This is a genomic window from Halopenitus salinus, assembly GCF_055397165.1.
In genome coordinates this window covers 2151287-2176396 of the sequence record NZ_AP043853.1, presented here as the reverse complement: position 1 = coordinate 2176396, position 25110 = coordinate 2151287, and the positions used below count along the sequence as shown (strand labels likewise).

General features: G+C 66.3%; 26 protein-coding genes, 1 tRNA gene and 1 pseudogene. 16 read left to right on the top strand and 12 right to left on the bottom strand.

The genetic code is table 11. The features are described 5' to 3' along the window. The first annotated feature begins 135 nt into the window (after positions 1 to 135). Both ACZ5YD_RS12735 and ACZ5YD_RS12730 read left to right on the top strand, forming a co-directional pair. Positions 136 to 342 (top strand): DUF5786 family protein, encoded by a 207-nt coding sequence (locus ACZ5YD_RS12735; RefSeq protein WP_379744031.1) that lies wholly within the window; start codon positions 136 to 138, stop codon positions 340 to 342. A gap of 87 nt (positions 343 to 429) precedes the next feature. Next, entirely contained in the window at positions 430 to 1125 is a 696-nt protein-coding gene (locus tag ACZ5YD_RS12730) for a class I SAM-dependent methyltransferase (RefSeq protein ID WP_379744033.1), read from the top strand. A gap of 24 nt (positions 1126 to 1149) precedes the next feature. Here ACZ5YD_RS12730 and ACZ5YD_RS12725 read toward each other — a convergent pair whose 3' ends face one another. The 3 genes from ACZ5YD_RS12725 to ACZ5YD_RS12715 form a co-directional block, all read right to left on the bottom strand. Continuing rightward, positions 1150 to 1797 carry a metal-dependent hydrolase gene (locus ACZ5YD_RS12725; RefSeq protein WP_379744035.1) on the bottom strand — a complete coding sequence of 216 codons (648 nt, stop codon included), beginning with the start codon at positions 1795 to 1797 and terminating at the stop codon, positions 1150 to 1152. A 61-nt stretch (positions 1798 to 1858) separates the two neighbouring features. Next, complete coding sequence (locus ACZ5YD_RS12720; protein ID WP_379744037.1) at positions 1859 to 2272, bottom strand: hypothetical protein; 414 nt, start codon at positions 2270 to 2272, stop codon at positions 1859 to 1861. A gap of 130 nt (positions 2273 to 2402) precedes the next feature. Next, a complete protein-coding gene (locus ACZ5YD_RS12715) occupies positions 2403 to 3767 on the bottom strand; it encodes an MFS transporter (protein ID WP_379744039.1) in 1365 nt (454 codons plus the stop codon). 360 nt (positions 3768 to 4127) lie between these two features. Between ACZ5YD_RS12715 and ACZ5YD_RS12710 the strand changes: the two genes are divergently transcribed. After that, the gene (locus tag ACZ5YD_RS12710; RefSeq protein WP_379744041.1) at positions 4128 to 5012 is read left to right on the top strand and encodes an NAD(P)H-binding protein; all 885 of its coding nucleotides are present in this window, start codon (positions 4128 to 4130) and stop codon (positions 5010 to 5012) included. On the opposite strand, the gene ACZ5YD_RS12705 is transcribed toward ACZ5YD_RS12710, so the two are convergent. After that, on the bottom strand, positions 5013 to 5441 hold the full coding sequence (locus ACZ5YD_RS12705; protein ID WP_379744043.1) for a hypothetical protein: 429 nt from the start codon (positions 5439 to 5441) through the stop codon (positions 5013 to 5015). A gap of 373 nt (positions 5442 to 5814) precedes the next feature. Between ACZ5YD_RS12705 and sucC the strand changes: the two genes are divergently transcribed. Both sucC and sucD read left to right on the top strand, forming a co-directional pair. Next, complete coding sequence (sucC, locus tag ACZ5YD_RS12700) at positions 5815 to 6960, top strand: ADP-forming succinate--CoA ligase subunit beta (protein ID WP_379744045.1); 1146 nt, start codon at positions 5815 to 5817, stop codon at positions 6958 to 6960. Then, positions 6957 to 7826, top strand: a complete 870-nt coding sequence (sucD, locus tag ACZ5YD_RS12695) for a succinate--CoA ligase subunit alpha (protein ID WP_379744047.1) — start codon at positions 6957 to 6959, stop codon at positions 7824 to 7826. The genes sucC and sucD overlap by 4 nt, the downstream gene beginning before the upstream one ends. 52 nt (positions 7827 to 7878) lie before the next feature. On the opposite strand, the gene ACZ5YD_RS12690 is transcribed toward sucD, so the two are convergent. After that, positions 7879 to 8145 carry a DUF7553 family protein gene (locus ACZ5YD_RS12690; protein ID WP_379744049.1) on the bottom strand — a complete coding sequence of 89 codons (267 nt, stop codon included), beginning with the start codon at positions 8143 to 8145 and terminating at the stop codon, positions 7879 to 7881. A gap of 113 nt (positions 8146 to 8258) precedes the next feature. On the opposite strand from ACZ5YD_RS12690, the gene ACZ5YD_RS12685 reads away from it, so the two are divergent. Further along, a complete protein-coding gene (locus ACZ5YD_RS12685) occupies positions 8259 to 9146 on the top strand; it encodes a CAP domain-containing protein (protein WP_379744051.1) in 888 nt (295 codons plus the stop codon). A gap of 146 nt (positions 9147 to 9292) precedes the next feature. Here ACZ5YD_RS12685 and ACZ5YD_RS12680 read toward each other — a convergent pair whose 3' ends face one another. After that, the gene (locus ACZ5YD_RS12680; RefSeq protein WP_379744053.1) at positions 9293 to 9607 is read right to left on the bottom strand and encodes a hypothetical protein; all 315 of its coding nucleotides are present in this window, start codon (positions 9605 to 9607) and stop codon (positions 9293 to 9295) included. A gap of 238 nt (positions 9608 to 9845) precedes the next feature. On the opposite strand from ACZ5YD_RS12680, the gene ACZ5YD_RS12675 reads away from it, so the two are divergent. Genes ACZ5YD_RS12675 through ACZ5YD_RS12665 form a run of 3 tightly spaced genes read left to right on the top strand, consistent with a single transcriptional unit; the run spans position 9846 to position 11494 of the window. Next, positions 9846 to 10265, top strand: a complete 420-nt coding sequence (locus ACZ5YD_RS12675) for a type IV pilin domain-containing protein (RefSeq protein WP_379744055.1) — start codon at positions 9846 to 9848, stop codon at positions 10263 to 10265. Continuing rightward, the gene (locus ACZ5YD_RS12670; RefSeq protein ID WP_379744057.1) at positions 10265 to 10669 is read left to right on the top strand and encodes a type IV pilin domain-containing protein; all 405 of its coding nucleotides are present in this window, start codon (positions 10265 to 10267) and stop codon (positions 10667 to 10669) included. Before ACZ5YD_RS12675 ends, ACZ5YD_RS12670 begins: the two co-directional genes overlap by 1 nt. 33 nt (positions 10670 to 10702) lie before the next feature. Continuing rightward, positions 10703 to 11494 carry a hypothetical protein gene (locus ACZ5YD_RS12665; protein WP_379744059.1) on the top strand — a complete coding sequence of 264 codons (792 nt, stop codon included), beginning with the start codon at positions 10703 to 10705 and terminating at the stop codon, positions 11492 to 11494. Between the two features lie 289 nt (positions 11495 to 11783). Here the strand turns inward: ACZ5YD_RS12665 and ACZ5YD_RS12660 are convergent. Continuing rightward, a tRNA-Arg gene (locus ACZ5YD_RS12660) sits at positions 11784 to 11859 on the bottom strand. A 160-nt stretch (positions 11860 to 12019) separates the two neighbouring features. Here ACZ5YD_RS12660 and ACZ5YD_RS12655 point away from each other — a divergent pair. Both ACZ5YD_RS12655 and ACZ5YD_RS12650 read left to right on the top strand, forming a co-directional pair. Next, on the top strand, positions 12020 to 12592 hold the full coding sequence (locus tag ACZ5YD_RS12655) for an AAA family ATPase (protein ID WP_379744061.1): 573 nt from the start codon (positions 12020 to 12022) through the stop codon (positions 12590 to 12592). Then, positions 12589 to 13017, top strand: coding sequence for an RNA-binding domain-containing protein (locus tag ACZ5YD_RS12650; protein WP_379744063.1), 429 nt, complete (start codon positions 12589 to 12591; stop codon positions 13015 to 13017). Before ACZ5YD_RS12655 ends, ACZ5YD_RS12650 begins: the two co-directional genes overlap by 4 nt. 55 nt (positions 13018 to 13072) lie before the next feature. Here the strand turns inward: ACZ5YD_RS12650 and hmgB are convergent, their stop codons facing one another. The 4 genes from hmgB to ACZ5YD_RS12630 all read right to left on the bottom strand — a co-directional run bounded on the left by hmgB (position 13073) and on the right by ACZ5YD_RS12630 (position 19603). Then, the gene (gene hmgB / locus ACZ5YD_RS12645) at positions 13073 to 14419 is read right to left on the bottom strand and encodes a hydroxymethylglutaryl-CoA synthase (protein ID WP_379744065.1); all 1347 of its coding nucleotides are present in this window, start codon (positions 14417 to 14419) and stop codon (positions 13073 to 13075) included. A gap of 175 nt (positions 14420 to 14594) precedes the next feature. Further along, positions 14595 to 16673 carry a COG1361 family protein gene (locus tag ACZ5YD_RS12640; protein ID WP_379744067.1) on the bottom strand — a complete coding sequence of 693 codons (2079 nt, stop codon included), beginning with the start codon at positions 16671 to 16673 and terminating at the stop codon, positions 14595 to 14597. Between the two features lie 74 nt (positions 16674 to 16747). Then, positions 16748 to 18145, bottom strand: a complete 1398-nt coding sequence (locus ACZ5YD_RS12635; protein WP_379744069.1) for a sodium-dependent transporter — start codon at positions 18143 to 18145, stop codon at positions 16748 to 16750. A 114-nt stretch (positions 18146 to 18259) separates the two neighbouring features. Continuing rightward, complete coding sequence (locus tag ACZ5YD_RS12630; RefSeq protein WP_379744071.1) at positions 18260 to 19603, bottom strand: sodium-dependent transporter; 1344 nt, start codon at positions 19601 to 19603, stop codon at positions 18260 to 18262. A 145-nt stretch (positions 19604 to 19748) separates the two neighbouring features. On the opposite strand from ACZ5YD_RS12630, the gene ACZ5YD_RS12625 reads away from it, so the two are divergent. The 5 genes from ACZ5YD_RS12625 (at position 19749) to ACZ5YD_RS12605 (ending at position 24446) form a co-directional block, all read left to right on the top strand. Next, positions 19749 to 21248, top strand: coding sequence for a phytoene desaturase family protein (locus ACZ5YD_RS12625; protein ID WP_379744073.1), 1500 nt, complete (start codon positions 19749 to 19751; stop codon positions 21246 to 21248). Then, a complete protein-coding gene (locus ACZ5YD_RS12620; RefSeq protein WP_379744075.1) occupies positions 21245 to 22210 on the top strand; it encodes a prenyltransferase in 966 nt (321 codons plus the stop codon). The genes ACZ5YD_RS12625 and ACZ5YD_RS12620 overlap by 4 nt, the downstream gene beginning before the upstream one ends. Next, positions 22200 to 23099 (top strand): bisanhydrobacterioruberin hydratase, encoded by a 900-nt coding sequence (gene cruF / locus ACZ5YD_RS12615; protein WP_379744077.1) that lies wholly within the window; start codon positions 22200 to 22202, stop codon positions 23097 to 23099. Before ACZ5YD_RS12620 ends, cruF begins: the two co-directional genes overlap by 11 nt. Positions 23100 to 23200: 101 nt before the next feature. Continuing rightward, positions 23201 to 23314, top strand: coding sequence for an HVO_2523 family zinc finger protein (locus ACZ5YD_RS12610; RefSeq protein ID WP_379745576.1), 114 nt, complete (start codon positions 23201 to 23203; stop codon positions 23312 to 23314). Positions 23315 to 23456: 142 nt separating this feature from the next. Then, complete coding sequence (locus tag ACZ5YD_RS12605) at positions 23457 to 24446, top strand: phytoene/squalene synthase family protein (protein ID WP_379744079.1); 990 nt, start codon at positions 23457 to 23459, stop codon at positions 24444 to 24446. An 88-nt stretch (positions 24447 to 24534) separates the two neighbouring features. Here ACZ5YD_RS12605 and ACZ5YD_RS12600 read toward each other — a convergent pair. Continuing rightward, a pseudogene (locus tag ACZ5YD_RS12600) lies at positions 24535 to 25101 on the bottom strand (TSCPD domain-containing protein); the annotation flags it as partial. Between the last annotated feature and the right edge of the window lie 9 nt (positions 25102 to 25110).

Here is a 25110-nt window from a genome sequence, read left to right as displayed (position 1 = left end):
GGACGACGGATCAGGCTTGGAAAAATACGGGTCGAATCCGGACACCCCCGCGGAGACCCCGACCGAACCACGGTACCGAACCACGTCGTCTCCCCGTGTCGTGCCGGTTTTCACGCCCCCGACGCAAGGCGGCGTATGGGCTTTGGAAGCTACGACGAATCCGAACAGGAGACGCAGAGCCAGGACGACGAGGACGACTCCGAGGCCGTCAACGTCCACGAGAACGAACACGACGGCTCGGTCTCCTTCGAGAGCGAGGCGTCGACGGACGACCTGGTCGGGCGACTCTCGGAGATGCGGGACGCCGAGGACGACGCCGAAGGCGACGCCGACACCGCGTGAGCCTGCGCGGTCGGAGAGACGCACGGACGCCGATCGCCGCGGAGGGGCGTCCGGGAGGACTTTACGGCCGCGTCCGGTACGTCCACCGTGAATCCCGCCGACGTCCACGACCAGTGGGCAAGCCGATCCGGGGAATACTCGCCGCAGTACTACGCCTACTACGGGCCCGACGAGCGGAGCGAGCGGGTCCGCGAGGTGTTCGATCGGGTTCTCGAGCGGGACGCGTCGATCCTCGAGTTGGGCTGTAGCTCCGGGCGTCACCTCGCGCACCTGTATGACGCCGGCTTCGAGGACCTCTCGGGGATCGACCTCAACGACGAGGCGTTCGAGGTGATGGCCGAAGCCTATCCGGAACTGGCCGAGGCCGGAACGTTCCACGTCGGGTCGATCGAGGAGATCGTTTCCGAGTTCGAGACCGACCGATTCGACGCGGTCTACTCCGTCGAAACGCTCCAGCACCTCCATCCCGACTCCGAGTGGGTCCTCGAGGAGCTGTGCCGGATCACGGCGGATCTCCTCGTTACGGTGGAGAACGAGGGCGATATCGAGGATGACGCCCAGGACGACGTCGGGGATGACGCCCAGGGCGATCTGAACGCCGACGTCGAGAACGACGTCGAGAACGGAAGCGGGACGAACGCCGCCCCCGAGGTGAACTACGTCGACGAGGACTTCCCGCTTTATTATCGCGACTGGAACCGCGAGTTCACGGAACTCGGACTCACCCAGATCGAGGTCCGATCGGGCGACCGCGACGTTCTTCGGGCGTTCCGAGTGGAGTGAAACGTCGAGAGACCTCGGGACCCCTCAGTCGGATCGCTCCGCGTGCGCTCCCCACGTCTCCCAGATCCGGGCCGCCACGACGAGGTAGCCGACGATGACGATGAGCAGCCGCTCGCCGGAGTAGGCGAGCGGGAAGATCCGTTCGACGTCCGCGGGTTCCTCTCCGGGAGAGGGATTGACGCCCGTGTAGTAGTGGGTGTTCTCGGTCGTCCCGCCGACCGTGCCGCCTTCCTCTAAGTCGACGAACGTCTGAACGAACCCGCGCTGGTTCGAGAGGAACGCCCGTCCCTCGAGCTCGTAGAAGCGGTCGTGGAGCGGCCACAGGAGGTTGACCCCGTTGACGAAGGCGTCGTGGAGCGTGTGTCCGAGGGTGGCCGCGACGACGGCGACCCAGAACACCCGGACCCCCCGATCGCCCCAGCGTGAACGAACGGCGGATCGGTCCCGCCACCGCACGTCCCACGCGAGGAGCGCGAGCGCGACAGCCGGCCAGACGAGGTTGTGAAACAGCGCGCGGTGGAGTCCGGTGGCCCACACGTCCACGAACGTGTCGAGATCGATCAGGGCGGCGACGAGCAGGACGGCCGCGATTCCCTTCGCGTCGAAGCGTCGCCCCAACAGCGCGGTTCCGATCAGTCCCGCGAACGCCACGTGAACGAGGGTCGACGGCATACCGATCCCAGGACCCGTTCGTGATTAGGGGTTTCGTCGGAGCGGGAGGGTCAAAGGGACGTCACTCGATCCGTTCGACCCGCTTCGAGACCGTCTCCTCGAGGGCGGCGGTCAGGTTGTAACAGACCGAGACGCAAAGCCCCGCGGAGAAGATCGTGACCCGAGCGCCGATCGGGGCCTCGATCAGAAAGTGCGTGAGGCCGATCGGAACGAGCGCGGCCAGATAGTGTACGGCGGCCAGGACGTGATACGACGGGGACGAATCGAGCTCGATGGTGTCTATCGCCCCGCCGAAGGTGGTGACCGCGAGCAGCGCGAACCCCGTGATCGCGCCGGTGGCGTAGGCGATCACGCCGGGGGAGGCGAGGACGCCGAACCGTTCGATGAGGAGCAGTCCGGAGCCCCAGAACGCGATGGTGAACCCGTAGGCGAACGACTCGTCGACGAGGATGCCCCGGAGGAGCGTGCGGTTCATCGATCCGTCAGTCACGCGCGCGAGACATAAGTGCTCGCGGCATCGTCCGAGAGGGGAGCGAAATCGCGAGGATGCTAAGCGAATCCCCCGAGCCCGGGGGTTCACGATCCGGGAGTTCGCGAGCCGGGAGTCAACGGTACGCCTCGAACTCCCGACCGAAGGCCAGGAAGTATCCGGTTCCGACGACGCCGACGGCGGCCGCGACGGTGAAGGCGACCTCGGGACTCACGAACTCCCAGAGGTACCCGCCGAGGGCCGCGCTGGGGATGACGATCGTATTCCGGAGGAGGTAGTAGGTCCCCGTGACGCGACCGCCGGACCCTCGCTCTGCGGGGCCGACGATCAGCGCCTTGTGGGAGGGCAGCCCGGCGAACCGGAGCCCGGAGAAGGCGAAGACGAGGACCATGGTCCACTCGATCGAGAGGGCTGGAGACAGGATCGCGGGTGCACCGATGAGCACGACCGGAAAGAGGGCGTACACCGAAAAGCCGAGCGCGACGACCGGCTTGAGCCCGATCCGCTCTGCGGCCTTGGCGGCCGGCGCCATCGAGAGGAGGGCGATCAGCATCTCGACGCCGAGGAGGTACCCGAAGAACGCCTCCGGGGAGAGGTCGACGGCGAACGATCGACCGAGCGCCGACACGGTCGCATCGAGCCCGACCTCGTAGAACTGCGTGATCACGAGCACGAAGAAGACGTAGACCATGCCGTTCGCGAAGCGGACGAGCGTGTCCCCGACGAGCAGCGGCCGAAGCTCCGGGGGCATCTCGCGGAGGTCGCGTCGGATCGCGTCGATCCCGGAAAACGAGTCGCCGAGGGTGTCCTCGCTCGCGTCGTAGAGGAGGTGCTGGGCGACGGTCCCGACGATTCCGAAGACGACCGCCACGGCGAGGACGTACCGGAAGCTCACCTCGAAGTTCGGATGGAGGCCGATGAGGACGGCGGCGAGGACCGGGCCGATCAAAAACGCCGTCCGCCGGAACGTCTCCGTGCTGGCGAAGCCGGCCGCGAGCCGCGAGGGATCGGTCGCCTGTTTGACCACTGCGAAGGTCGCGCCGAGCCCGAACGACTTCCAGGCCTGCGCGAAGACCAGCCCGACGAAGATCCAGATCCACGGCCGGATCGCGACGTCGGCGACCGTGATCGTTCCGACGCTCGGGGCGAACAGCCAGACGGCGAACCCGAGCGTCGACACCAGTCCGAACAGCGTCAACGCGTACCGCGATCCGAGCCGATCGGAGATCGCGCCGCCGGGGTACGGATAGACGGCCGAGATGACGTTGCCCGCGGTGCCGAAGAGCCCGACGACGAACCCCGAAGCTCCGAGCGCCACCATGTACTCGGGGAGAAATCGGTTCGTCATCTGGAAGCCGAGGCTGAACGCGAACATCGCGAGCGACAACACGAGCACGTCGCGCTCGAGGGCGAAGAACCGTCGAAACGCGTTCAGAGCCCCCGATTCGTCCAGGTCGTCCGCCGATCGATTTCGTGTCATGATCGGATTCGCCGCGGTCACCTCGAGCGGGTCGGCGGCCTCGTTCCTACGTGGATCGTAGGGGGGCAAAAAGGACCACCATGCCGACGGAGACCATCAACAGGAGGACGTTGAGTCCGGCCGCCTACCCGTGGTCAGTCGCCCCGGGGCTTGACCCCGAGGTATTCCGCCCTGACTGCGGATACATATCGGTGGGAGTGATCGACGACTTCCCCAACGCGGATCGACCCCGTCGGAGCGATCGATGGCCGTACGATCCAATGGAGAAGAAGCGGGCTCGGCACTCACGACCCGCTGCGGCCCTCCCGGCCCCGATAAGCCAACCGAACACCCTTCTTGTAGCGCCCGGTATATGCACCAATGCGTGTTCTCGTCGTTGGATCGACCGGGTTCGTCGGCAGTCGGCTCGTCGAGTCGCTGCGCTCGGCCGGCCACGAAGTCGTCGCCTTTTCGAGGAGCGCGAGCCGGTCGACGTTCCCGGACGACGTCGAGAGATTCGAAGGCGACCTCGGTGACCCGGCATCGCTGAAGGGGCTCTGTGAGGGGATCGACGCGGCCTACTACCTGATTCACTCGCTGACGGCCGCGAATTTCGCGGAACTGGACCGGACGTATGCCCGCCGGTTCCGGGAGCTGGCGTCGGCGGCCGGCGTCGACAGGGTGGTCTACCTGAGCGGCATCAGCGGCGATGAGCGGAACCTCTCGCCACACCTCGCCTCCCGCCGGGAGGTCGAGTCGGTGCTCGAGGCAGGGAGCTTCGATCTGACCGTTCTCCGGGCGGCGATCATCATCGGTGCCGGCAGCGCGAGCTTCCGTATCGTCGACGACCTCACCGACCGACTGCCCGTGATGGTGGTCCCGAAGTGGGTTCGGACGCCGTGTCAGCCGATCGGCATCGAGGACGCCGTCGCCTACCTGATCGGCGTCCTCGACGTCGACGAGACCCGGGGCGGAACCTACGACATCGGCGCGCCGACGGTGTGGTCCTACGAGTCCCTGCTGAAGTTGACCGCCCAGGAGAAGGGAAAGCGCGTCCTGATCGTGCCGGTGCCGGTGATGTCCCCGAGGATTTCCTCGCACTGGCTCCGACTGACAACGGACGTCCAGTACGCCATCGCCCGGCCGCTGGTAGAGAGCATGCGGAACCCCGTGACGGTCGACCCCGAGCGCGATCTGCAGTCGGTCGTCCCCATCGATCAGACGCCGGTCGAGGTGGCGGTCCGGCGGGCGCTTGCGGAGGACTGATCAGGGCTCCTCGGCGGAGGGATCCTCGACAGGTATCTCTCGGGCTCGGCGGAGGTCCTCGAGGTGGGCTGCGGCGTCCGCCGACAGCGGGAACGTGCCGTCGAGTTCCGCCACCGTTCGCCCGTGGATCAGTCGTCCGAAGGGGACGCCCCCGACAGCGTAGGTTCGTTTCAGCCCGTCAACGAGCGGGTCAGCCAGGCACGTCCGGCGGAGGACTTGCGAGACGGTCTCCTCGCCGACGTGGACGGAGTCACCCTCAACGAGGATGAACGCGAAGGGGCGAGCATCGAACTGCGCCTCGAGGAACGCCTGTACAGGCTCTGCGTCCCAGCGGACGGCCACGATCTCGTCCGACCGATGGGTGGCCGCCTCGACGACCGCGCGGAACAGCGGATTGCTACCGTCGTAGACGAGGAGCGACTTTTTCACGGGGGCTGTAGGTGCTTTGAGGGTTTGAGTGTTTGTGAGGAGGGGGTCGTCTAGACTGGCCTCGGCACTCATAGGGCTCGTCACGGCCGGTGCCGAGCCGGCTCGGAGCGGTCGATCGTCATCGGCCGGGGCCACGTACGGTCGTCCGGCGGGTAAATCCTCCCATCGAGCGGGCGCGTGTCCCGCCGCCGGAAGTCGCTCGACGTCGAGTCCGTGTTCCGGGGATACCGCGGGAGGGTCCCGACGTCGATCGACCCGCGAAGCGATCCGGGTCCCAGGCGATTCGCGCCCGGATCTCGAACGGTTAATCGCCACGGTCCTCGGGACGAATGGGCGGGATTTAAGCGCCCGACGACCCCCTCTTCGGATGGCAATGAAGCTTCACGAGTATCAGGCGAAGGATCTCTTCGCCGACGCCGGAATCCCGGTTCCGGACTCGCGGCTGGCGGAGACCGTCGAGGAGGTTCTCGACGCCGTCGAGGAGATCGGGTATCCGGCGGCCATCAAGGCACAGGTACACGTCGGCGGCCGCGGCAAGGCCGGCGGCATCAAGATCGCGGGCGACCGCGAGGAGGCCGAGCGGTACGCCGAGGAGATCCTCGGGATGGATCTGAAGGGCTACACCGTCGACCGCGTCCTCGTCGAGTCCGGCGTCGACTTCGTCGACGAGCTATACGTCGGCGTGACGATGGACCGCGGCGCGGGCCGACCCGTCCTGATGGTCTCCACCGAGGGCGGCGTCGACATCGAGGAGGTCGCGGCCGAGACGCCCGACGCGATCGCACGCGAGCACGTCGACCCGGCGTTCGGCCTGCACCCCTACCAGGCCCGCAAGGTGGTCTACGAGGCGGGCGTCGACCGCGACGTGGCCGGCGACGTCGCCTCGATCCTCTCGACGCTCTATGATCTCTACGAATCCAACGACGCCTCGGAGATCGAGGTGAACCCGGTGATGATCACGGGCGACCGCGACGTGGTCGCCGCCGACGCCGTGATGAACATCGACGAGGACGCGCTGTTCCGCCAGCCCGAGCTCTCGGAGCTGGCCGAGGAGTCCTACGAGGACGACCTCGAGCGGAAGGCCGGCGAGTACGGGTTCGATTACGTCCGGCTGTCGGGCAACGTCGGCATCATCGGCAACGGTGCTGGCCTCGTGATGACGACGCTCGACCTCGTCGACCACTACGGCGGCGAGCCCGCGAACTTCCTCGACGTCGGCGGCGGCGCGAAGGCCGAGCGCATCTCGAACGCGCTCGACATGGTGTTTTCGGACCCCAACGTCGACTCCGTCGTCTTCAACATCTTCGGCGGGATCACCCGCGGGGACGAGGTCGCAAAGGGGATCAACGAGGCGTTGAGCCAGTTCGATGAGATCCCGAAGCCCGTCGTCGTCCGCCTCGCGGGGACGAACGCCGAGGAGGGCATGGAGATCCTGAACACGGACCTCATCGAGGTCGAGGAGACGCTGGAGGAAGCCGTCCAGCGTGCGGTCGAGAACGCCCAGGAGGTGGCCCAATGAGCATATTCGTCGACGACGACACGCGCGTGGTGGTACAGGGCATCACCGGCGGGGAGGGCAAGTTCCACGCCGGCCAGATGATCGACTACGGCACGAACGTCGTCGCGGGCGCGGTGCCGGGCAAGGGCGGCCAGGAGGTCGCCGGCGTCCCCGTCTACGACACCGTCGACGAGGCCGTCGAGGCCGAGGACGCCGACGCCTCGGTCATCTTCGTGCCGCCGGCGTTCGCCGCCGACGCGATCTTCGAGGCGCTCGATACGGACCTCGATCTCGCCGTGGCGATCACCGAGGGCATTCCGACCCAGGACATGGCCAAGGTGAAAAAGCGGCTCTCGGAGGTCGACACGCGGCTGCTCGGTCCCAACTGTCCGGGCATCATCACGCCGGGCGAGGCCAAGCTGGGCATCCTGCCGGGCAACATCTTCGCGGACGGCAACGTCGGGCTCGTCTCCCGGTCCGGAACGCTCACCTACCAGGTCGTCGACAACCTCACCAACCGCGGCATCGGGCAGACGACCGCGGTCGGCATCGGCGGCGACCCGATCATCGGGACCTCCTTCATCGACGCGCTCGAGGCGTTCGAGGCCGACGAGGAGACCGAGGCGGTCGTGATGTGCGGCGAGATCGGCGGCGAGGACGAGGAGCAGGCCGCCCGGTTCATCGGCGAGCACATGGACACGCCGGTCGCCGGCTTCATCGCCGGCCGCACCGCGCCGCCGGGCAAGCGGATGGGCCACGCGGGCGCCATCGTCTCCGGCTCCGGAACCGGCACCGCCGAGTCGAAGATCGACGCGCTCAACGCCGCGGGCGTCCCGGTCGGCGACACCCCCGAAGAGGTCGCAGACCACATCGAGAGCTTCCTGTAACGCTCACCGCAACGATTCCGCCACCGGCTTTTCCGATCGTAAAACCGACCACTTAGACGCCGGCGACGTCCTCGCGATACGTCGAGAGCCGGTCGCGGGCGGTCGCTATCTCGTCGCCGTCGTCGATCTCGGCTTCGATCTCCGAAAGCGCGTTCTGGAGCCGCGCGAGCGTCCCGTGATCGAGCGTCCGACCGGCGTCGACCGCGCTCTCGAGCCGGTCGGCGATCGACGCGAGACGATCGTCGAGTTCGCCGTCGGTTCGTTCGCGAGCCGTCTCGATCGAGTCACGCGCCGCCGTGAGTAGGTCGGGGTCGGGCATGATCCGGAGTAGAGCGTCGACCGGCAAAACGGTACGGTTCGAAGCGACGGCGGGACGACGCTGAGACGGTCGAGGCTTATATACCGTCGGCGAGTACGGAGGAGACGACCCCAATGGGACTGTCCTCGATCCTCGGCGGCGTGGTGAAACTCGGGCTCGCGTTCGCGGTGATCGTCGCCGTCGTCGGGGTCGGGGGCGTCATCGGGATCTGTTCGGCCACCGAGATGACCTGCGTCTCCGATCCGGGCCCGATCGAGACGCCGACGCCGGACGGAGCCACGACGTCGGAGGCCTCCTCGACGCCGAGCGAAGCCTCGACGTCGGACGGCGACGAGACGGGTACCGAGGCGTCACCGGGGACGGAAGCGGCGGGCGGGACGACCCGCACCGAAACACCGGATCCGGAGCAGGACAGGATAGAGGGGCCCGATCCGCCCGCGTATCCGCCCAGAACGGACAAGCAGTGGGACGGGACGCTGGAGTTCGACGGCGACCCCGGCGAGACGATCGCGGAGGGGGACCGCTGGCGGGTCTCCTCGGAGGACGTCGAGCGGTTCCTCGCCGAGGACGTCAACGACTACCGCGAAGAGAACGGCAAGAGCCGACTGGAGTACAGCCACGCGCTGGCGAGCGTCTCCCGCGAGCACAGCGAGGACATGCACGACAGGGACTACTTCGCCCACGAGAACCCCGACGGCGAGCGTGCGTGGGACCGATGGGGACACGGCCACTGTCGCGAGTGGTACGGCGAAAACCTCTTTCGGAGCTGGGCCAACGCGCCGCTGGAGGGGGCAGACGAGCCGCTACGCACCGCTGACGGCCTGGCTCAGCGAACCCTTCGCGGCTGGAAGAACTCCCCGCCGCACGACGAGGCGATGTTGGAGGACTCCTGGGACGCCGTCGGCTACGGGGTCTACCTCGTGTACAGCGACGACGACGACGGAAGCTACGAGATGTACGTGACGATGAACATGTGCACCTACAACGAGAACGAACGGTGAGAACGGTCACACCGTGCGGATGAACAAAAATGAACGGGCACAGTGAGTCTTGCCTTGGGGGGATTGAGCTACCTGTAGTGCCGGATTCATCACCTCCGAACTCCCGCACCTCGTAGACGTTGAATTCGCGTTCCTCGTCGGCGTCGTCAGGCGTGTAGGTACGGGTTTCCTCGGTACACTTGATGATATCGACTACATCGCCCCTCGCCGAGATCGTTGGACTCGAGCAGACGATCGATCTGCTTGTTCGACCACATGCACACGACGTCGCCGAGACCGCGAGCGATCTCGAGAACGGTCGTGTCGTAGTCACCGCAGTTGGGAGTGATCGCACGAACCTCGCCCACGACGTTCTCGTCGGGCTCGAGATCGATCCATTCGGTATCGTAATCGTCCTGTTCCTCCGTGTTGGCCTCGACGGGTTCGAGATCGTCGAAAGCCGGGGTTTTCTGGGTCGACATCTGCAAATGGGTCAAGACGCAAAACCATAGTTAAACTCGATATGGCTCTGTGAAACTATAAATTAAAAGAAACGATGAGTATAGATGATCGTATGTCTGTCGAAGAGTGTTGTACTCCGGTAATGAAGTGTTAACTAATTCTCATTTCCGAGAAACGCATCCTCAAATATAAGTATCAGACCATCAACGTAGGAGTATACACACACGGTTTGTCAGAGGTGTGTGTTGTTAATCAACCATGGAACTCAAAAAGATATTCAACGAGGATAGGGCTGTGAGCCCCGTTATTGGGGTAATTCTCATGGTCGCTATCACTGTGATACTGGCGGCTGTGATTGGTACATTCGTATTAGGTCTTGGAGACTCAGTGGGACAGAACGCCCCACAGGCATCATTCAGCTACGACTATAATATGTCCGCAACACCAACTGAGGTTACAGTCACTCACGAGGGCGGGGATACCATCACTAGCGACAATGCGAATTCGATTAATATCACCGATGAAGCCGGAGGTTCCACAAACTGGGGTCTAGATATCTCAGCAGGTGATAATAAAACACATACCGGCTTTAGCGCCGGAGATGAAATCCGGGTTATCTGGACTGCACCAGACGGTTCAGCCACGCAAACGATCGGGAGCTCCACGGCACCAAACTAATGAACATTAAAAAATTACTCAACGACGATCGAGCAGTGAGCCCCGTTATCGGGGTCATACTCATGGTCGCTATCACCGTGATACTGGCGGCTGTGATTGGTACGTTTGTACTGGGGCTCGGTGATTCGATTGGAGACAACGCGCCGCAGGCATCATTTGACTTCGACTACGGAAACACCGGCTCCGTCACGGTCACACACGAAGGAGGCGATACTCTGAACTCAGATAATTCAAATCAAGTGAACGTAACCAGTCCTAGTGGTACTGACACATGGGACCTTCCGATTAGTGCTGGATCAACCTCACCATCGGTGAGTGTCAGTAGTGGCGAAGAAGTCCGCGTGATTTGGGAATCACCAGGCGGTGGTGAATCCGCGACACTCGCCAGATCGACCGCGCCGTAATCAACGGAATAGACAATCCATTTTTTGTAGATCGTGGAACCAACTGCCCAATCAGTAGCGCGTACATACTCCGATCGGGTGTACACCGATCCGTGGGAGAAAGTTCTTGACTATCGACAGGTCAAGGAATATCGGGCGAAACACCCGAACGCCGGTCGTACCAGAATCGGAAAGGCACTCGAATTGCCTCCGGGTCGAGTTCGAGCGTGGATCAACGACGGAATGCCGGATTCCGTCCACGGCATTCAAACTGCGCTCGATTACGGCTGGATCGATCCCGATCCAACTAGCGATACGGCCCAAGCGCTCATCGAGCTGCTTGCGCACGTGCTCGCTGGAGGAAGCATCAACGCCAACTTTTCACCACGTCTCACGGGTGGCAATCGGGTTGGTTTGGAAGAATTACAGCGAGCGTTCACATCCGTTGGCGTGGACTCGACGATCCAACACGAAGACGTCGAGGGACGAGCGACCGAAGTGGTCGCAGCTGATGACGGTTCAGTCCTCGGCCGGTGTCTCGTCGCGATGGGTGCAGTCCACGGATCGAAAACCGATCTAAAGACCTTCCCAGGCGTCGTTGAAGACGTTCCCGTCGACGTCCGGGCGTCGTTCGCGCGCATCTATGCACGGCATCGCGCGGTGAGCTACGAACAGAAGGATACCACCCGCATCACGGAAGATCGACCGGAAAGGTACCGTAACGACCTCCGTGATCTATTCGTCGACGTGACTGGCAAGCAAGTGACCGTGGACGACAGCGGTCTTACCCTTTCAGCAGCTGCGTCGCGATCTCTCGGGATCGGACGGATTGAGATCGATCCGTAAGATGGGGACCAATCCGACCACGATCGCAAGATCGTAACGGTCCCCGTCAAGAGGTCGCCGATCGCACTCCAAAGTGACGAGCGCCAGCTGACCACGCGGCAGGCATATCTGACCACCGAGCTGCACCGACGAACTCGAACGAGGGATGTTTCGGCGAAAGCCACTAAACCGCAGGTTTTGGCACGGGCACGGTGGGATTCGAACCGGATCCAGACGTGCTCGCTTCGCTGCGCGCGACTGGCAGGGTTCGAACCCCGGTGTCGTCACTCCTCGCTTTGCTCGGAGATGACGGGCACGGTGGGATTCGAACCCACGACCATCGGATTAGAAGTCCGACGCTCTCATCCTGGCTGAGCTACGTGCCCTCATCCGTAGCTGTGTCCGATCGGTTAAAAGCGGTGAGGTTCGTCGCCGACGCCTCGTGAGGGTCGCCGTCGACGTTCGGAACCGATCGCAAAACGCGGATCGGGGCGGAGAGGCCGCGCTCCGCAGGCCTTAATGTCGGGCGCGGCGGACGAACCTACGATGCGCGTTATCGGCACCGTCGGGCTTCCCGGCAGCGGAAAGGGGGAGGCGGCGACGGTCGCGAACGAGGAGGGGATCCCCGTCGTGGTGATGGGCGACGTGATCCGCGAGGAGTGTCGAGAACGGGGACTCGACCCCGCCGAGGACCACGGGCGGATCGCGGGTGCCCTCCGCGAGGAGGAGGGCGAGGACGCGATCGCGAAACGGACCGTGCCGCGGATCCGCGAGGCGCTCGCGGAGTCCGACGCGGACGCGGTGGTGGTCGACGGCCTCCGGTCGATGGTCGAGTTGGAACGCTTCCGTGAGGCCTTCGGCGACGACTTCACGCTCGTGTCGATCCACGCCCCCTTCGACGTTCGCGCCGACCGGCTGGCCGACCGAGGTCGCGACGCCGCCGACGAGTCGATCGAGGCGCTTCGCGAGCGCGACGAGCGCGAACTGGATCTCGGCATGGGCGAGGTGCTCGAGGCCGCCGACGTCGAGATCGACAACGTCGGCTCGCTCGCGGCGTTTCGCGAGCGGATCCGGAAGGTGCTCGGCGTGTCGGAGGGCGCCGTGGAGGGGGACCGATGATCTACAGCATCGACGTCCGGATCGAGGCGCCGGTTCGAGACACCGAGGTGACGGACCGGGTCGCGGACGCGGTCGAGAACGTGTTCCCGGAGGCGGACCTCGAGTTTCGAGACGGGAGCCTCGTCGCCGAGACCCACACGCTCGATCCCTTCTCGGACGTGCTCCACGAACAGGAGATCCTCGACACCGCCCGCCGGGTGTTCCGCGACGGCGCCGACGAGGAGGGCTTCGCCTTCGCGTTGAAAAAGCAGGCCGCCTACGAGGGGGTCGTCAACTTCGCGGTCGGGTCGCCGGACGAGCTCGGCGACATCGCAGTCGACGTGACCGTTCGGGAGCCGGACGTCGACTCGTTCATCACCTACGTCGCGCCCGAGACCGAGGAGGGCGTCCCGATCGACGCCGACGCCCGCGATCGCGGGTCGTGACACGGACGGGTACCCACTCCACGGACGCGTTTCGCTTCTCGCTCGAGAACACGTCTCACTCGACGTACTCGTAGGTTCGCTCGTTCATCCGACCCCAGCCGGTGAAGACGAACTCCGCTTCGGGCGCCGTCAGCTCCTCGACCTCGACGCTCTTGTCGAAGTCGTGAACGTCGTGGACCTGTTCGTACTCCTCGAAGGCCAAGTCGTATCGGCTCTCGAGCTGGTCGTCGATGTCGAGCGCCTCGATCTCCTCGCGCCAGCCGTCGCGGACCGTCTCGGCGTGGATCTCCGCCTGGGCGCCGGATCCGTAGGAACCGACGAGAAGCCGGCGGCCGACGAACTCCGAATCGAGCCCGCGGGCGGCCGCATGGCGGAGCGCGCTCGCGCGTGCGAGGTGGACCGAGCCGGTGTACCAGTTGCCGACGACCCGCGAGAGCTCGAGCGTCGGCTCGATCGTCTCGGCGTACCACTCGCGGTACTGTTCCGCCCCCTTCAGTTCGTCCATGTACTCGCGGATCGCCTCCTCGTAGGCCTCACGGGAGTCGTATTCGTCCTCGCGGGGCTGGCGACGGCCGATCGCGGCCGCGATCTCGTCCTCGACCGGGGAGTCGCGGGTGATGTGGCGGTAGGCGAACAGGCCGGCCTTCCGAACCATCCCCGGGAAGGGCGTGTGGAACGGCGCGTAGGACACGTCCTCGACCCCGACGGGACCCGCGACGGCCTCGTAGTCCTCCAGGGCCTCGCGCATCCGCGAGAGGTAGACCTGCACCGAACGCTTGCCGTCGACGCTCGGGAACTGCTGGTTCGGCTTGAGGAAGTCCGTCTCGTCCATGCTCCCGTAGCCCTGATCGGTCGACAGCTCGACGATCGAGGGATCCTCGTCCACGAGCATGGCGACGGCACCGGCGCCCTGGGTCGCCTCGCCGGGATCGCCGCGCTCGTAGAGGGCCGTGTCGGTCGCGATCACGAGCGCCGACCGGCCGCGGTTTCTGCCGGCGCGGATCCAGTTGTAGGCGTCGTCGATGGCCTGGGTGCCGGCGACACAGGCGAACTTGCGCTCGCCCTTGTTGGCGTGTCGAAAGTCGCCGTCGTAGACCTGCTCGAGACAGCCCGCGATGTAGGTCGACACCGGCTTCGCGTGGTCGAAGGCGGACTCCGTCGCGACGTCGATGCGGCCGACGTCCTCGGGGGCGATCCCCTTTCGGTCCATCAGTCGCTTCGCCGCGTTCGCGCCCATCGTGACGATGTCCTCGTAGACGTCCGGGAACGAGGAGGCCTCCAGTCCGAGCCCCTTCGTGTACTTCTCGGGGTCCTCGCCCTTCTTCGGCGCGAAGGTGTTCGGCAGGTCGAGCCGGAGCTTGCCCGTTCGGATCTCGATCGCGTCGATGCCGACGGCGGTCATGCTCCGAGGTTCGGGAACGCCCCATAAGGGCCTGTCGATGGGCCGTTACGTCGATGATCGAAATCCCGAACGGAATCGGCGGTGATTCCGGTTCGATTCGTACACATCTGTGACCGCTTTCGCACACACTTTCACACCTCCGAACAGGTACACGTCCGATCAGTTACGTCTCCGATCAGTTTCGCGTACACGAGAAGTCCGCGAGGGAGTACGTCTCGGAGCCGCCGACGTCCTCGACGGTACACGTAACGCCGCCGTCCGGACCTTCGACGACCGCGCGGAGGGTGAGGTCGCGGTCGTTCGGCTCCTCGAAGGTCACCGAACCCGACTCGGCGTCGGATCCCTCGAACTCCGCCTCCGCGATGTCGTCGCCGCCGGCGTCGAGCACGACGAAGGAGACGCCCTCGACGTCGTCGGCACGCCACTCGAAGGTGACCGCGTCGACCTTGCCGGAGTTGCCTGTTTCGTCGGTCGTCGCCGTCAGCTCCTCGAAGTGGCCGATCGCTTCGACCTCGAAGTCGTCGGTCGTCGTGATCGGCGCGGCCCGGTCGGCGTCGACGGTGATCTCGTAGGCGTACTCGCCCGACTGGAGCGTTCCGACATCGAAGCTCGCGGTTCCCGACTCGTCGCTGAGGTCGCCAACCGACGCGTTCGTTCCGTCGTACACGACGGTTCCGTCGGAGTCCACGAGGACGAGACGGACGGAGACGTTCTCGGCGAGGATGCCCTCGTCCTCGACGACGTCCACGGACGCGGTGGTCGGGGTGACGGAGTCCGCGCCGTCGAGGCCGCGAACCTCGTCGACCGCCAGCTCGGGCCCCTCGACCTCGAAGTCGCCGGCGTCCGACACCGCCTCGGCTCCGTCCGCGTCGACCGTCGCGGTCCACTCGTACTCGCCGCGGTCCAGTCGACCGACGTCGAATGCGGCCGTCGCGACCTCGTCCGGATCGAGATCGCCGACCGGAACGGTACGGTCGAAGGCCGTTGTGCCGTCGGTCCGGGTGAGACGGAGGCGGACGGACGCGTTCTCGGCGCGCACCTCCTCGGCGCCGACGTCGATCTCCGGCGTGTAGCGGTCGTCGGTGTCGCCGTCGTCGAGCCCGCGGTCGTCCTCGATCGACAGCTCGGGACCGGCGACCTCGAAGGAGTCGTCGTCGCTCGCGCTCTCAGCGTTGTCGGCGTCGACGGTGACCTCGTAGACGTACTCGCCCGACTCGAGCGTCCCGACCTCGAAGGCGACGGTGTCGGTTGCCGCGATGAGGTCTCCGACCGACGCGTTCGTCCGCTCGAAGACGACCGGCCCCTCGCCGTCGTCAGCGAGTATCCGCAGGTCGACGGTCACGTTCTCCGCGAGCGCGCCGTCGCCCTCCGCGACGTCGATCTCGGGGCGGTAGTCGGTGAAGACGTCGCCGTCCTCGAACCCGCGGACCGCATCGATCTCGAGACTCGGCGTCTCGCCCTCCTCCTCGACGACGAAGGATCCCGTCTCCGTGACCGTCTCGGCGGTATCGGACTCGACGGTGACCGTCCACTCGTACTCGCCGACCGACAGCTCGCCGATGTCGGAAACGGTGACCGAACCGGTCGTTCCCGTGAGGTCACCGATATCCCGGGTCGCGACGTGGGAATCGGGCCCCCCGATGGCGAGTTCGACCGTGACGTCCTCGGCCGTCCGGCCGGCGGTCTCCTCGACCTCGATGGTCGCCGCGTAGGCGTCGTCCTCGGTGCCGTCCTCGAGCCCGGAGACGTCCGCGATCTCGAGGGTCGGATCGGGATCCGGCGTCGGCGTGGGGGTTGGCGTTGGCGTCGAAGTAGCGCCGTCATCGTCACCACCGCCTCCGTCCCCGCCGTCACCGAAGACCGCACGCTGGCGATCGAGGATCGTGTTCGTCGGCTCGTGGATGACGTACGCGTCGACGGTGACGTCGGAACCGTAAGGAACCGCCTCGAGAGCCCACTCGTCCCCCGGTTCGAAGGCTCCCTCGATCGACGTCCCGTCCGAGTCGAGCCGGTAGACGTCGGTGGTCCCGCCGTGGTCGATGCGGACGACCACCTCCGCTGCCGGCAGGGACTCCCCGCCGGCGTGAACGACGCTCACCGAGTCGAGGGAGACGTCGAGGTCCACGAGCGTCGTCTGGGTGCGGTCGGTGTCCTCGGGAGTGATCATCGCGAGCCCGGTCACGCCGACCGTCGTGGCGACGACGACGACGCCGAGGAGAACGACGACGCCGACGGTCTCGGACTGGGCGCGCACGAGAACGTGTTACTCGGGCGAGGAGTATAACGCTGTCCGTGTTCGAACGGCGAGGAAAGGGCGCCGATCGGGAGTCACTCCGAGGGGGAACACCGGGCGAATACGGCGGCGACCGCGGCGACGCCGACGACGGCGACAGCGACCGCGATCGGGCTCGAGATCGGGATCCCGAGGACGCTTCCGACGCCCGTCACGAAGGTGAACGCGAGGAAGACGGGCAACGCGACCGCGATCGCGACGTACCAGGGAAGCGAGACGAGACGGGCGAGGCGACCGGCGCCGCGTTCGAACTCCTCGCGGGCGAGGCGACCGAGGACCCACCCGTCGAAGAGCAGGAAGCCGATCAGCCCCGCGGTGAGCACGAGGTTGGCGATCGTGTCCGCGAGCAGGCCGAAGACGGCGGGGGAGGCGGCCGCGACGCTGCCGGTAACGAGGAGGAGCCCCCCGGCGCCGAGGGTCGCCTGAAGGCGGGAGCGCCCGTGTTCGTCGATGAGGTAGGAGACGAGCACCTCGAGGATGCTGATCGCAGACGAGAGCGCGGCGAGCAGCACCACGCCGAAGAAGACCACGCCGACGATCCGCCCGTACGGGAGGTCGCCGAACGCGCCCGCGAGGCTGACGAACAGCGCGCCGGGGCCGCCCTGGCCGGGCGACACGCCGAGGGAGAACAAAAGCGGAAAGACGACCAGCCCGGCGAGCACGCCGATGGCGGTGTTGAGCACCGCGATGAGCGTCCCGTCGGCGGCGAGCGACCGGTCCTCGCCGAGGTAGGACGCGTAGGTCAACATCGCGCCGGCGCCGACCGAGAGGGTGAAAAGCGCCTGGCCGGCCGCCGCCACGAGGACGTCGAGGAAGTTCTCACGCAGGTAGCCGACGTCGAGCGAGAGGTAGAACGCGTATCCCTCGGCGGCGCCGGGCAAGGTGGCGACCCAGACGGCGAGCCCGCCGAGGAGGACGACGATTCCGGGAACCATGAGGGTCGTCGAGGCCTCGATCCCGCGGTCGACGCCGAGGTGGACGACCGCGACGGTGGCGAAAAGGAAGGCGGCGTGAAACGCGACGGCGCCGAGGCCGTAGTCGATCGCGGCGAAGTACTCGCCCGGCGCCGCGAAGTAGGCTCCCGTGGCGCTCGAGAGCGTGTATCGGAGTATCCAGCCGCCGACCACCGAGTAGAACGAGAGGACGACGGCGGCCGCGAGGAGCGCGATGGCGCCGAGGAACCGAAACCGATCGCCGCCGAGCTCGCGGAAGGCCCCGACCGGGTTTCGGCCGCTTCGCCGGCCGATCACGAGCTCCCCGATCAGTCCCGGGACCCCGACGGCCACGATCAACGCGAGGTACAAAACCAGGAAGGCCGCGCCGCCGTTCTCCGCGGTCAACCACGGGAACCGCCAGACGTTTCCCAACCCGACCGCGCTGCCGACGGCGGCGAGGATGAACCCGATCCGCGTCCGCCAGGTGGCTCTCGTCATCGACGCGTCCTCGGCGACGGCGGCGAAAAAGGGTGACGAGACGCGACGAAGAAAAGGGGCGGCGAAAACGCGGCCGTGAGACGGCGGTGTCGCGAGTTCAGGCGGTGGTCGGCCTCAAAGCGGCTCGAAGAACGCGGCGTCCTCGACGAGGAACATCTCGTTGACGCCGAGCGCGAGCGTCGCGAGGACGGCGATCACGACGACGATCCGGATCGTCCACAGCCAGACGGTTCCGAACGTTCGATATCCCTCGGCGCCCGAAAGCAGCTCCTCGAGGGCCTCCTGGCCGACCACCCAGCCGACGAAGACGATGAGCAGCAACACCGAAAGCGGGAGGAACACCTGGTAGGCGAAGTTGTCGAACCAGGTCAGCCACGCGGTGTCCATCGCGGAGGGGACGCCGAGCAGGAACAGGGCAATTCCGATGCCGATGGAGAGCACGGGACGCGAGACGTCGAAGTTGTCGTTGGCGTAGGAGACGGTGACCTCGAGCAGGCTGATGGCCGACGAGAGCGCCGCGATGAGCACGACGCCGAAGAAGACGATCCCGAAGAGGCGGCCGAACGGGACCGACCCGAACCCGGCGGCGGTGGCGACGAACAGCGCGCCGGCGCCGCCGGTATCGGTGGTGACGTCCGCGCCGATCGTGAGCAGGATCGGGAAGACGACCAGCCCGGCGAGGACGCCGACGATCGTGTTGGTCACGACGACCGAGGCGCCGTCGACGATCAGGTTGTCGTCGCGGCCGACGTACGAGGAGTAGGTGATCATGATCGCCATCCCCAACGAGAGGGTGAAGAACGCCTGTCCCACCGCGAACGGGATGATGCTGCCCGCGTTCGCGATCATGGTGTCGACGTTGGGGGAGAGGAAGAAGGCGTATCCCTCCGCGGCGCCAGGCAAGGTGGCGACCCAGACGGCGAGGGCGATCATCAACACGACGATGCTCGGGACCATCACCTTCGTGGCTCGCTCGATGCCGTCCTCGATCCCGAGGGCGACGATGGCGACGACGATCCCGAGGAAGAGGGCCTGTGCGACCACGGCCTCCGGGCCGGACGAAACCGCGCCGAAGTAGGCGGCCGGATCGTCGAAGTAGGCCCCGGTCGCGCTCCCGAGGATGTACCGCATGACCCAGCCGCCGACGACGTTGTAGTACGAGAGGATCCAGAAGCCGGTCAGGACGGCGAGGACGCCGACGATCCGCCAGGACCGGTGGCCCATCCGGGAGAACGCGTCGACCGCGTTGCGCTTCGTCCGGCGGCCGAGCGAGAACTCGGCGAGCATCGCCGGGAAGCCGATGAGCAGGACGGCGACCAGGTAGAACACGACGAAGGCCGCACCGCCGTTGGTCGCGGTCTTGAACGGGAACTGCCAGAGGTTCCCCAGACCGACGGCGCTTCCGATCGCGGCGAGGATGAATCCCACCCGGGTCGCCCAGGTTTCTCGTTGTGGCATATACCGGCGTGCTACAGCGTTGAACACGATAATCCCTGTGATCCGAAAGCGGGCGCGGTGATCGCCGAGTGTGAGGGATGGTGATGAGCCGGAACCGGACGGCTCCGAACCGACATTTATACCCGGGGCGCCCGTACCGATCGGCATGGACGTTTCGCCCGATATCGGGTCGCTTGCCGGCGAATCCGTGGTCGTTATCGGCGGCGGGTTCGGCGGGCTCTCCACGGCGTGTTACCTCGCCGACGCTGGCGCCGACGTCACCCTGTTGGAGAAGAACGGGAGCCTGGGAGGTCGCGCCAGCCGGCTCGAGGTCGACGGGTTCCGGTTCGACATGGGGCCGTCGTGGTACCTGATGCCCGACGTCTTCGAGCGGTTCTTCGCCCACTTCGACCGGACGCCGGAGGAGTACTACTCCGTCTCGCAACTCGACCCCCACTACCGGGTGTTCTGGAAGGACGGCGATCAGGTCGACGTGGTCCCGGAGTTGGAGGCGAACCGAGAGCTGTTCGAGTCCTACGAACCCGGCGCCGGCGAGGCGCTCGATCGGTACCTCGAGAAGGCGAGGTACAACTACGAGGTCGGGATGGAACACTTCGTCTACGAGGACCGCCCGCGCCTCCGCGACTACGTCGACACCGACGTCCTCAGACACGCACACGGGCTCTCGCTTCTGGGATCGATGCAGGGACACGTCGAGGACTACTTCGAGCACCCGAAGCTCCAACAGCTGATGCAGTACTCGCTCGTCTTCCTCGGCGGGTCGCCGACGAACACGCCCGCGCTCTACAACCTGATGAGCCACGTGGACTTCAACATGGGCGTCCACTACCCCGACGGCGGGATCGCGGCGGTGGTCGACGGGATCGTCGAACTCGGCTCGGAACTCGGCGTCGAGTACGTCACCGACGCCGAGGCGACCGCCATCGAGGGGCACCGAGGCGGGTTCGCCGTCGACGCGGCGAACGGCGAGCGCTATCTCGCCGACCTCGTCGTCTCAGACGCCGACTACGCCCACACCGAACGGGAGCTACTGCCGCCGGAGAAACGGCAGTACACGGAGGAGTACTGGGAGTCGCGCACCTACGCGCCCTCGGCGTTCCTCGTCTATCTCGGCGTCGAGGGCGAGGTTCCGGAGCTGGCCCACCACACGCTCGTGTTGCCGACCGAGTGGGACGACCACTTCGAGCGGATTTTCGAGGACCCGTCGTGGCCCGAGGACCCGGCCTACTACCTCTGTGTGCCCTCGAAGACCGACGACGCGGTCGCCCCGGAGGGACACAGTAACCTCTTCGCCCTCGTCCCGATCGCGGCGGGCTTGGAGGACGACGCGGAAACGCGCGAACGATACAGAGAACGGCTGCTCGCGGACATCGCGGAGAACACGGGAACCGACCTGCGCGACCGGATCGTCGTCGAGGAGACGTTCTCGGTGAGCGAGTTCGCCGATCGGTACAACAGCTACCGCGGGTCGGCGCTCGGGCTCGCGCACACGCTCTCACAGACGTCCCTCTTGCGTCCCTCGCACGCCTCCGATGCGGTCGACGGGCTCTACTTCACGGGATCGTACACGACGCCGGGGATCGGCGTCCCGATGTGTCTCATCAGCGGGCAACTGACCGCGGAGTACGTCGCCGGATCGGAATGAGCGACGACGGAGCCGAAGATGGAGGTGGAGCCGAAGACGGAGACGGAGTTGGGAGCGTCGATCTCGACGGTGGCGGCGCGAACGGACCCCGTGACGGCGATCGAATTCGGTACCTCCTCGTGCTCTCGCGTCCGCGGTTCTGGTTGTACCTCGCCGGGCCGGTCGTCGTGGGTGTCGCATACGGCGCCGACGCGCTCTACGATCTGTTCGCGCCCGGCGCGCTCGTCCTGTTCGGGTACTTCCTGCTGCCGGCGAACGTGCTGTTGTACGGGATCAACGACGCCTTCGACGCCGATCTCGACGCGCACAATCCGAAGAAGGCCGACTCGGACTCGCGTGAGGCCCGCTGGCGAGGGGACCGTCTCGCGACCGCGGCGATCGCGGTCGCGGCCGGTCTCGGCGTCGTGACGTTCGCCGCCAGTCCCCCGGCCGCGTGGCCGTACTTGATCGGGTTCTTCGCGCTCGCGGTCGGCTACAGCGCGCCGCCGTTCCGGTTCAAGACGACCCCGTTCCTCGACTCGCTCTCGAACGGCCTCTACCTCCTCCCGGGAGCGGCGGCCTACGTGACGGTCGCTGGCGCACATCCTCCGTGGGCCGCGATCGCCGGGGCGTGGACGTGGACGATGGCGATGCACACCTTCTCCGCGATCCCCGACATCGGGCCCGACCGCGAGGCGGGGATCGAGACGACGGCCACGTTCCTCGGTGAGTCGCGAGCCTACGCGTACTGCGGGGCCTGCTGGCTCCTCGCGGCCGGCGCCTTCGGGCTCGTGGACGGTCGCCTCGGGGCGCTGCTTTGCGTCTATCCGGCCTTCGTCGCGGTCGTCGCGGGAACCGCCGTGTCGGTCGAGCGGGCCTACTGGTGGTTCCCGGCGCTCAACACGGCCGTCGGGACGGCGCTCACGATCGGCGGGCTCTGGCGTATCGCGCCGCTCGCGGAGGTGATCGCGGGTGTCGCGTGATCCCGCCTGGGCCCGCTACCTCCCCGTCCCAATTCCGGAGACGCGAGGGGACCTTCAGATCGCATTGGACCGGCTCGTCTCGCGCAATCGGTTCACGATCGCCGTCGTCTTCCCGGCGATCGGAGCGCTCTCGCTCGTCGCCAGCGCGGAGGGGTGGCTCCCCACGCCCCTGCGGTTCAACCCGTGGTTCCTCCTCGTCGGCGTGTTCGTGATGCGCTCGCCGCTCGTCGTCGGCGTGCTGCCGCTCGTCAACCGACGGGCCGGGGCGTGGATCGGCCTGCTGGTGGGATACACCTACGCGATCGAGGTGGTTGGAGTGCGGACCGGGTGGCCGTACGGCGCCTTCGAGTACGGCGTCGACCTCGGGCCGATGGTCGGCGGCGTTCCGCTCGCGCTGCCGGTGTTTTTCATCCCGCTCGTGATGAACGGGTACCTGCTTCGCGAACTCGTGTTCGGAGCGCGGGCCTCGGGCACGGTCGGCCGGTTCGCGATCGTGACCGCCATCGTGGTCGCGATGGACGTCGTGTTGGACCCTGGAGCGGTCGCGCTGGGGTTCTGGGCGTACGCCGCCGGCGGGGCGTTCTACGGCGTTCCGCTCTCGAACTACCTCGGGTGGGTGCTGTCGGCGGCGGTCGCGGTCGTCGCGCTCGATCGGGCCTTCGATCGCGAGCGGCTGGCGCGACGCCTGCGGACGTGTCCGTTCATGCTCGACGACGTCGTGAGCTTCGTGCTCCTGTGGTGTGGGATCAACCTCTGGTTCGGGAACGCGGTGCCGGCGGCCGTCGCCGTGGTCCTCGGGATCGGACTGCTCCGGTCGGACCGGTTCGACGCGCGGGCGTTCGATCCGCGTCGATCGTCGGGAGGCGAGCCGGGAACGAACCGGAGTTAGAGGGACGCCGAGAACGGATCGAAATTAAGAGGATGTAGAACGGCGATCGAAACGTGTCAGATCGAACCGGGAACGGCGGGACCGACGCCGGAGAAGGGGAGGTGCCGCGCGGGCGTCCCTGTCCGCTCTGTGGCGTCTCGATGATCCACCGCCACTGCAAGTACGTCTGTCCCGAACACGGCGTGATCTACGACTGCAGCGACACGTTCTATTGAGCGATGGACCGCCGCCCGCACAAAGCGATCGGGGGGCACACAAGCGCCGAACTGCACGAACAATTATGGTTCTACATGCCGTACGGATCGACGGCATGGGCACCCGCATTCTCAGATTCGATCGCTGTTCGGCGGTGTGTGAATGATCGACGACGATCGGGTCGCTCGCGGGAAACGGATCCAGCGACGCACGGGCCGGACCTTCCACGTCGCGACCAGGCTCCTTCCGGAGCGCATCCGGTATCCGACCTACGTCCTCTACGGGTTCTTCAGGGTGGCCGACGAGGTCGTCGACGCCGAGGACGCCGGCCCGCCGGCGAAACAGCGGGCGGAGCTCGCACGGATCCGCCGGGTGGTCTTAGGCGAGGAACCCGCGGGCGACTCCTCGACCGACGACGTGCTCGCCGCCTTCCGCGACCTTCGTTGTGAATACGGGATCGCCGAAAGCGACGTGGACGTGTTCCTGGACGCGATGGCCTCGGACGTCGATCGCTCGCGGTATGAGACCTACGCCGATCTCGAGGCGTACATGAACGGGTCGGCGGCCGCCGTGGGACGGATGATGACCGCGGTGATGGACGTCGAGGAGCCCGAACGGGCCCTTCCGCACGCCACGAAGCTCGGGGAGGCCTTCCAGATGACGAACTTCCTGCGGGACGTCGGCGAGGACGTCCGCGAACGCGAGCGGGTCTACCTCCCGGAGCGCACGCTCCGCGAGCACGGCGCCTCGGCCGAACAGGTTCTCGAGGGGCGGTTCGACGAGTCGGTCGCCGCCGCGATCCGCTCGGAGCTCGAACGCACCGAGGAGCTCTACGCCGAGGGCGTCGCCGGGATCCGATATCTCCCCGAGGACTGCCAGCTCGCGGTCCTGCTTTCGGCCGTCCTGTATGCCGACCACCACCGGCTCATCAGGGAGCGTGGGTACGACACCCTCTCCGGGACGCCGAGCCTCTCGCTTTCGCGAACGATCCGACTGCTCGTCCACACCCGGTGGCTCTGGCAGTGGAACGACGACCCCGAGACGGTCTTTTATGCCGTCGTCGACTCCTTCGACGCCGACACGCCGGCGTCGGGGACGCTCTCGAAACACGGATTCCGGAGCTGTCGGATCGTCTCGTACCTCTCGCGGTGATCGACGACCGATCGTTCGAATCGACGACGATCGTGAAAAACGACGTCAAAAGACCGCACCCCGCGTCAGTTCGCTCGCGTCGTCCGGATCAACACTCCGACCAGCCGCAGGACTCACACGTCTTACAGCCCTCCGAGAAGTAGAGGCTCATCCCGCCGCATTCGGGACACTCCGGCGACTCGCCGGCCGCGATGAGGTCCTGGGTGACGTCCTGGTCGGGCTCCGCCTCGTCCGCCGCGTCCGGGACGGGTGAGGAAGCGGGACCCTCGCCCACCGAGTCCGCGGCGACTCCGCCGCCGTCGGTCTGTTCGCTCGGGGTCGAAGCGCTGCCCTCGGCTCCCTCCTCGAGGTCGTCGAGTGATTGCTGTTGGGGGATGCCCTTGTCGATCTCGTCGTCGAGATAGCGGCGCAGCGCCGTGCCGATGGCGTCCGGGATCGACTGGATCTGCTCGCCCTTGTCCCAGGCGACCTTCGGGCTGCGAGTGCCCTGCAGCTCGTCGACGATCTCGTTCGGATCGACGCCGGAGCGGAGGGCCGTCGAGATGACCTTCGCGAGCGCCTCCGTGAAGGAGTTCGTGTAGCCGCCCGAGTGGCCGATGTTGGCGAACAGCTCGAAGGGGCCGCCGTTCTCGTCCTCGTTGATCGTCACGTAGAGCTTGCCGTA

What these genes read in the sequence shown, in the direction of transcription:
- sucC (WP_379744045.1), top strand. Translation starts at nt 5,815, where the DNA reads ATGAAGCTTCACGAGTATCAGGCGAAGGATCTCTTCGCCGACGCCGGA.
- ACZ5YD_RS12715 (WP_379744039.1), bottom strand. Translation starts at nt 3,767, where the DNA reads ATGACACGAAATCGATCGGCGGACGACCTGGACGAATCGGGGGCTCTG.
- ACZ5YD_RS12625 (WP_379744073.1), top strand. Translation starts at nt 19,749, where the DNA reads ATGGACGTTTCGCCCGATATCGGGTCGCTTGCCGGCGAATCCGTGGTC.
- ACZ5YD_RS12725 (WP_379744035.1), bottom strand. Translation starts at nt 1,797, where the DNA reads ATGCCGTCGACCCTCGTTCACGTGGCGTTCGCGGGACTGATCGGAACC.
- ACZ5YD_RS12635 (WP_379744069.1), bottom strand. Translation starts at nt 18,145, where the DNA reads ATGACGAGAGCCACCTGGCGGACGCGGATCGGGTTCATCCTCGCCGCC.
- ACZ5YD_RS12675 (WP_379744055.1), top strand. Translation starts at nt 9,846, where the DNA reads ATGGAACTCAAAAAGATATTCAACGAGGATAGGGCTGTGAGCCCCGTT.
- ACZ5YD_RS12710 (WP_379744041.1), top strand. Translation starts at nt 4,128, where the DNA reads ATGCGTGTTCTCGTCGTTGGATCGACCGGGTTCGTCGGCAGTCGGCTC.
- sucD (WP_379744047.1), top strand. Translation starts at nt 6,957, where the DNA reads ATGAGCATATTCGTCGACGACGACACGCGCGTGGTGGTACAGGGCATC.
- ACZ5YD_RS12655 (WP_379744061.1), top strand. Translation starts at nt 12,020, where the DNA reads ATGCGCGTTATCGGCACCGTCGGGCTTCCCGGCAGCGGAAAGGGGGAG.
- ACZ5YD_RS12690 (WP_379744049.1), bottom strand. Translation starts at nt 8,145, where the DNA reads ATGCCCGACCCCGACCTACTCACGGCGGCGCGTGACTCGATCGAGACG.
- ACZ5YD_RS12680 (WP_379744053.1), bottom strand. Translation starts at nt 9,607, where the DNA reads ATGTCGACCCAGAAAACCCCGGCTTTCGACGATCTCGAACCCGTCGAG.
- ACZ5YD_RS12650 (WP_379744063.1), top strand. Translation starts at nt 12,589, where the DNA reads ATGATCTACAGCATCGACGTCCGGATCGAGGCGCCGGTTCGAGACACC.
- ACZ5YD_RS12720 (WP_379744037.1), bottom strand. Translation starts at nt 2,272, where the DNA reads ATGAACCGCACGCTCCTCCGGGGCATCCTCGTCGACGAGTCGTTCGCC.
- ACZ5YD_RS12620 (WP_379744075.1), top strand. Translation starts at nt 21,245, where the DNA reads ATGAGCGACGACGGAGCCGAAGATGGAGGTGGAGCCGAAGACGGAGAC.
- ACZ5YD_RS12670 (WP_379744057.1), top strand. Translation starts at nt 10,265, where the DNA reads ATGAACATTAAAAAATTACTCAACGACGATCGAGCAGTGAGCCCCGTT.
- ACZ5YD_RS12685 (WP_379744051.1), top strand. Translation starts at nt 8,259, where the DNA reads ATGGGACTGTCCTCGATCCTCGGCGGCGTGGTGAAACTCGGGCTCGCG.
- hmgB (WP_379744065.1), bottom strand. Translation starts at nt 14,419, where the DNA reads ATGACCGCCGTCGGCATCGACGCGATCGAGATCCGAACGGGCAAGCTC.
- ACZ5YD_RS12630 (WP_379744071.1), bottom strand. Translation starts at nt 19,603, where the DNA reads ATGCCACAACGAGAAACCTGGGCGACCCGGGTGGGATTCATCCTCGCC.
- ACZ5YD_RS12605 (WP_379744079.1), top strand. Translation starts at nt 23,457, where the DNA reads ATGATCGACGACGATCGGGTCGCTCGCGGGAAACGGATCCAGCGACGC.
- ACZ5YD_RS12735 (WP_379744031.1), top strand. Translation starts at nt 136, where the DNA reads ATGGGCTTTGGAAGCTACGACGAATCCGAACAGGAGACGCAGAGCCAG.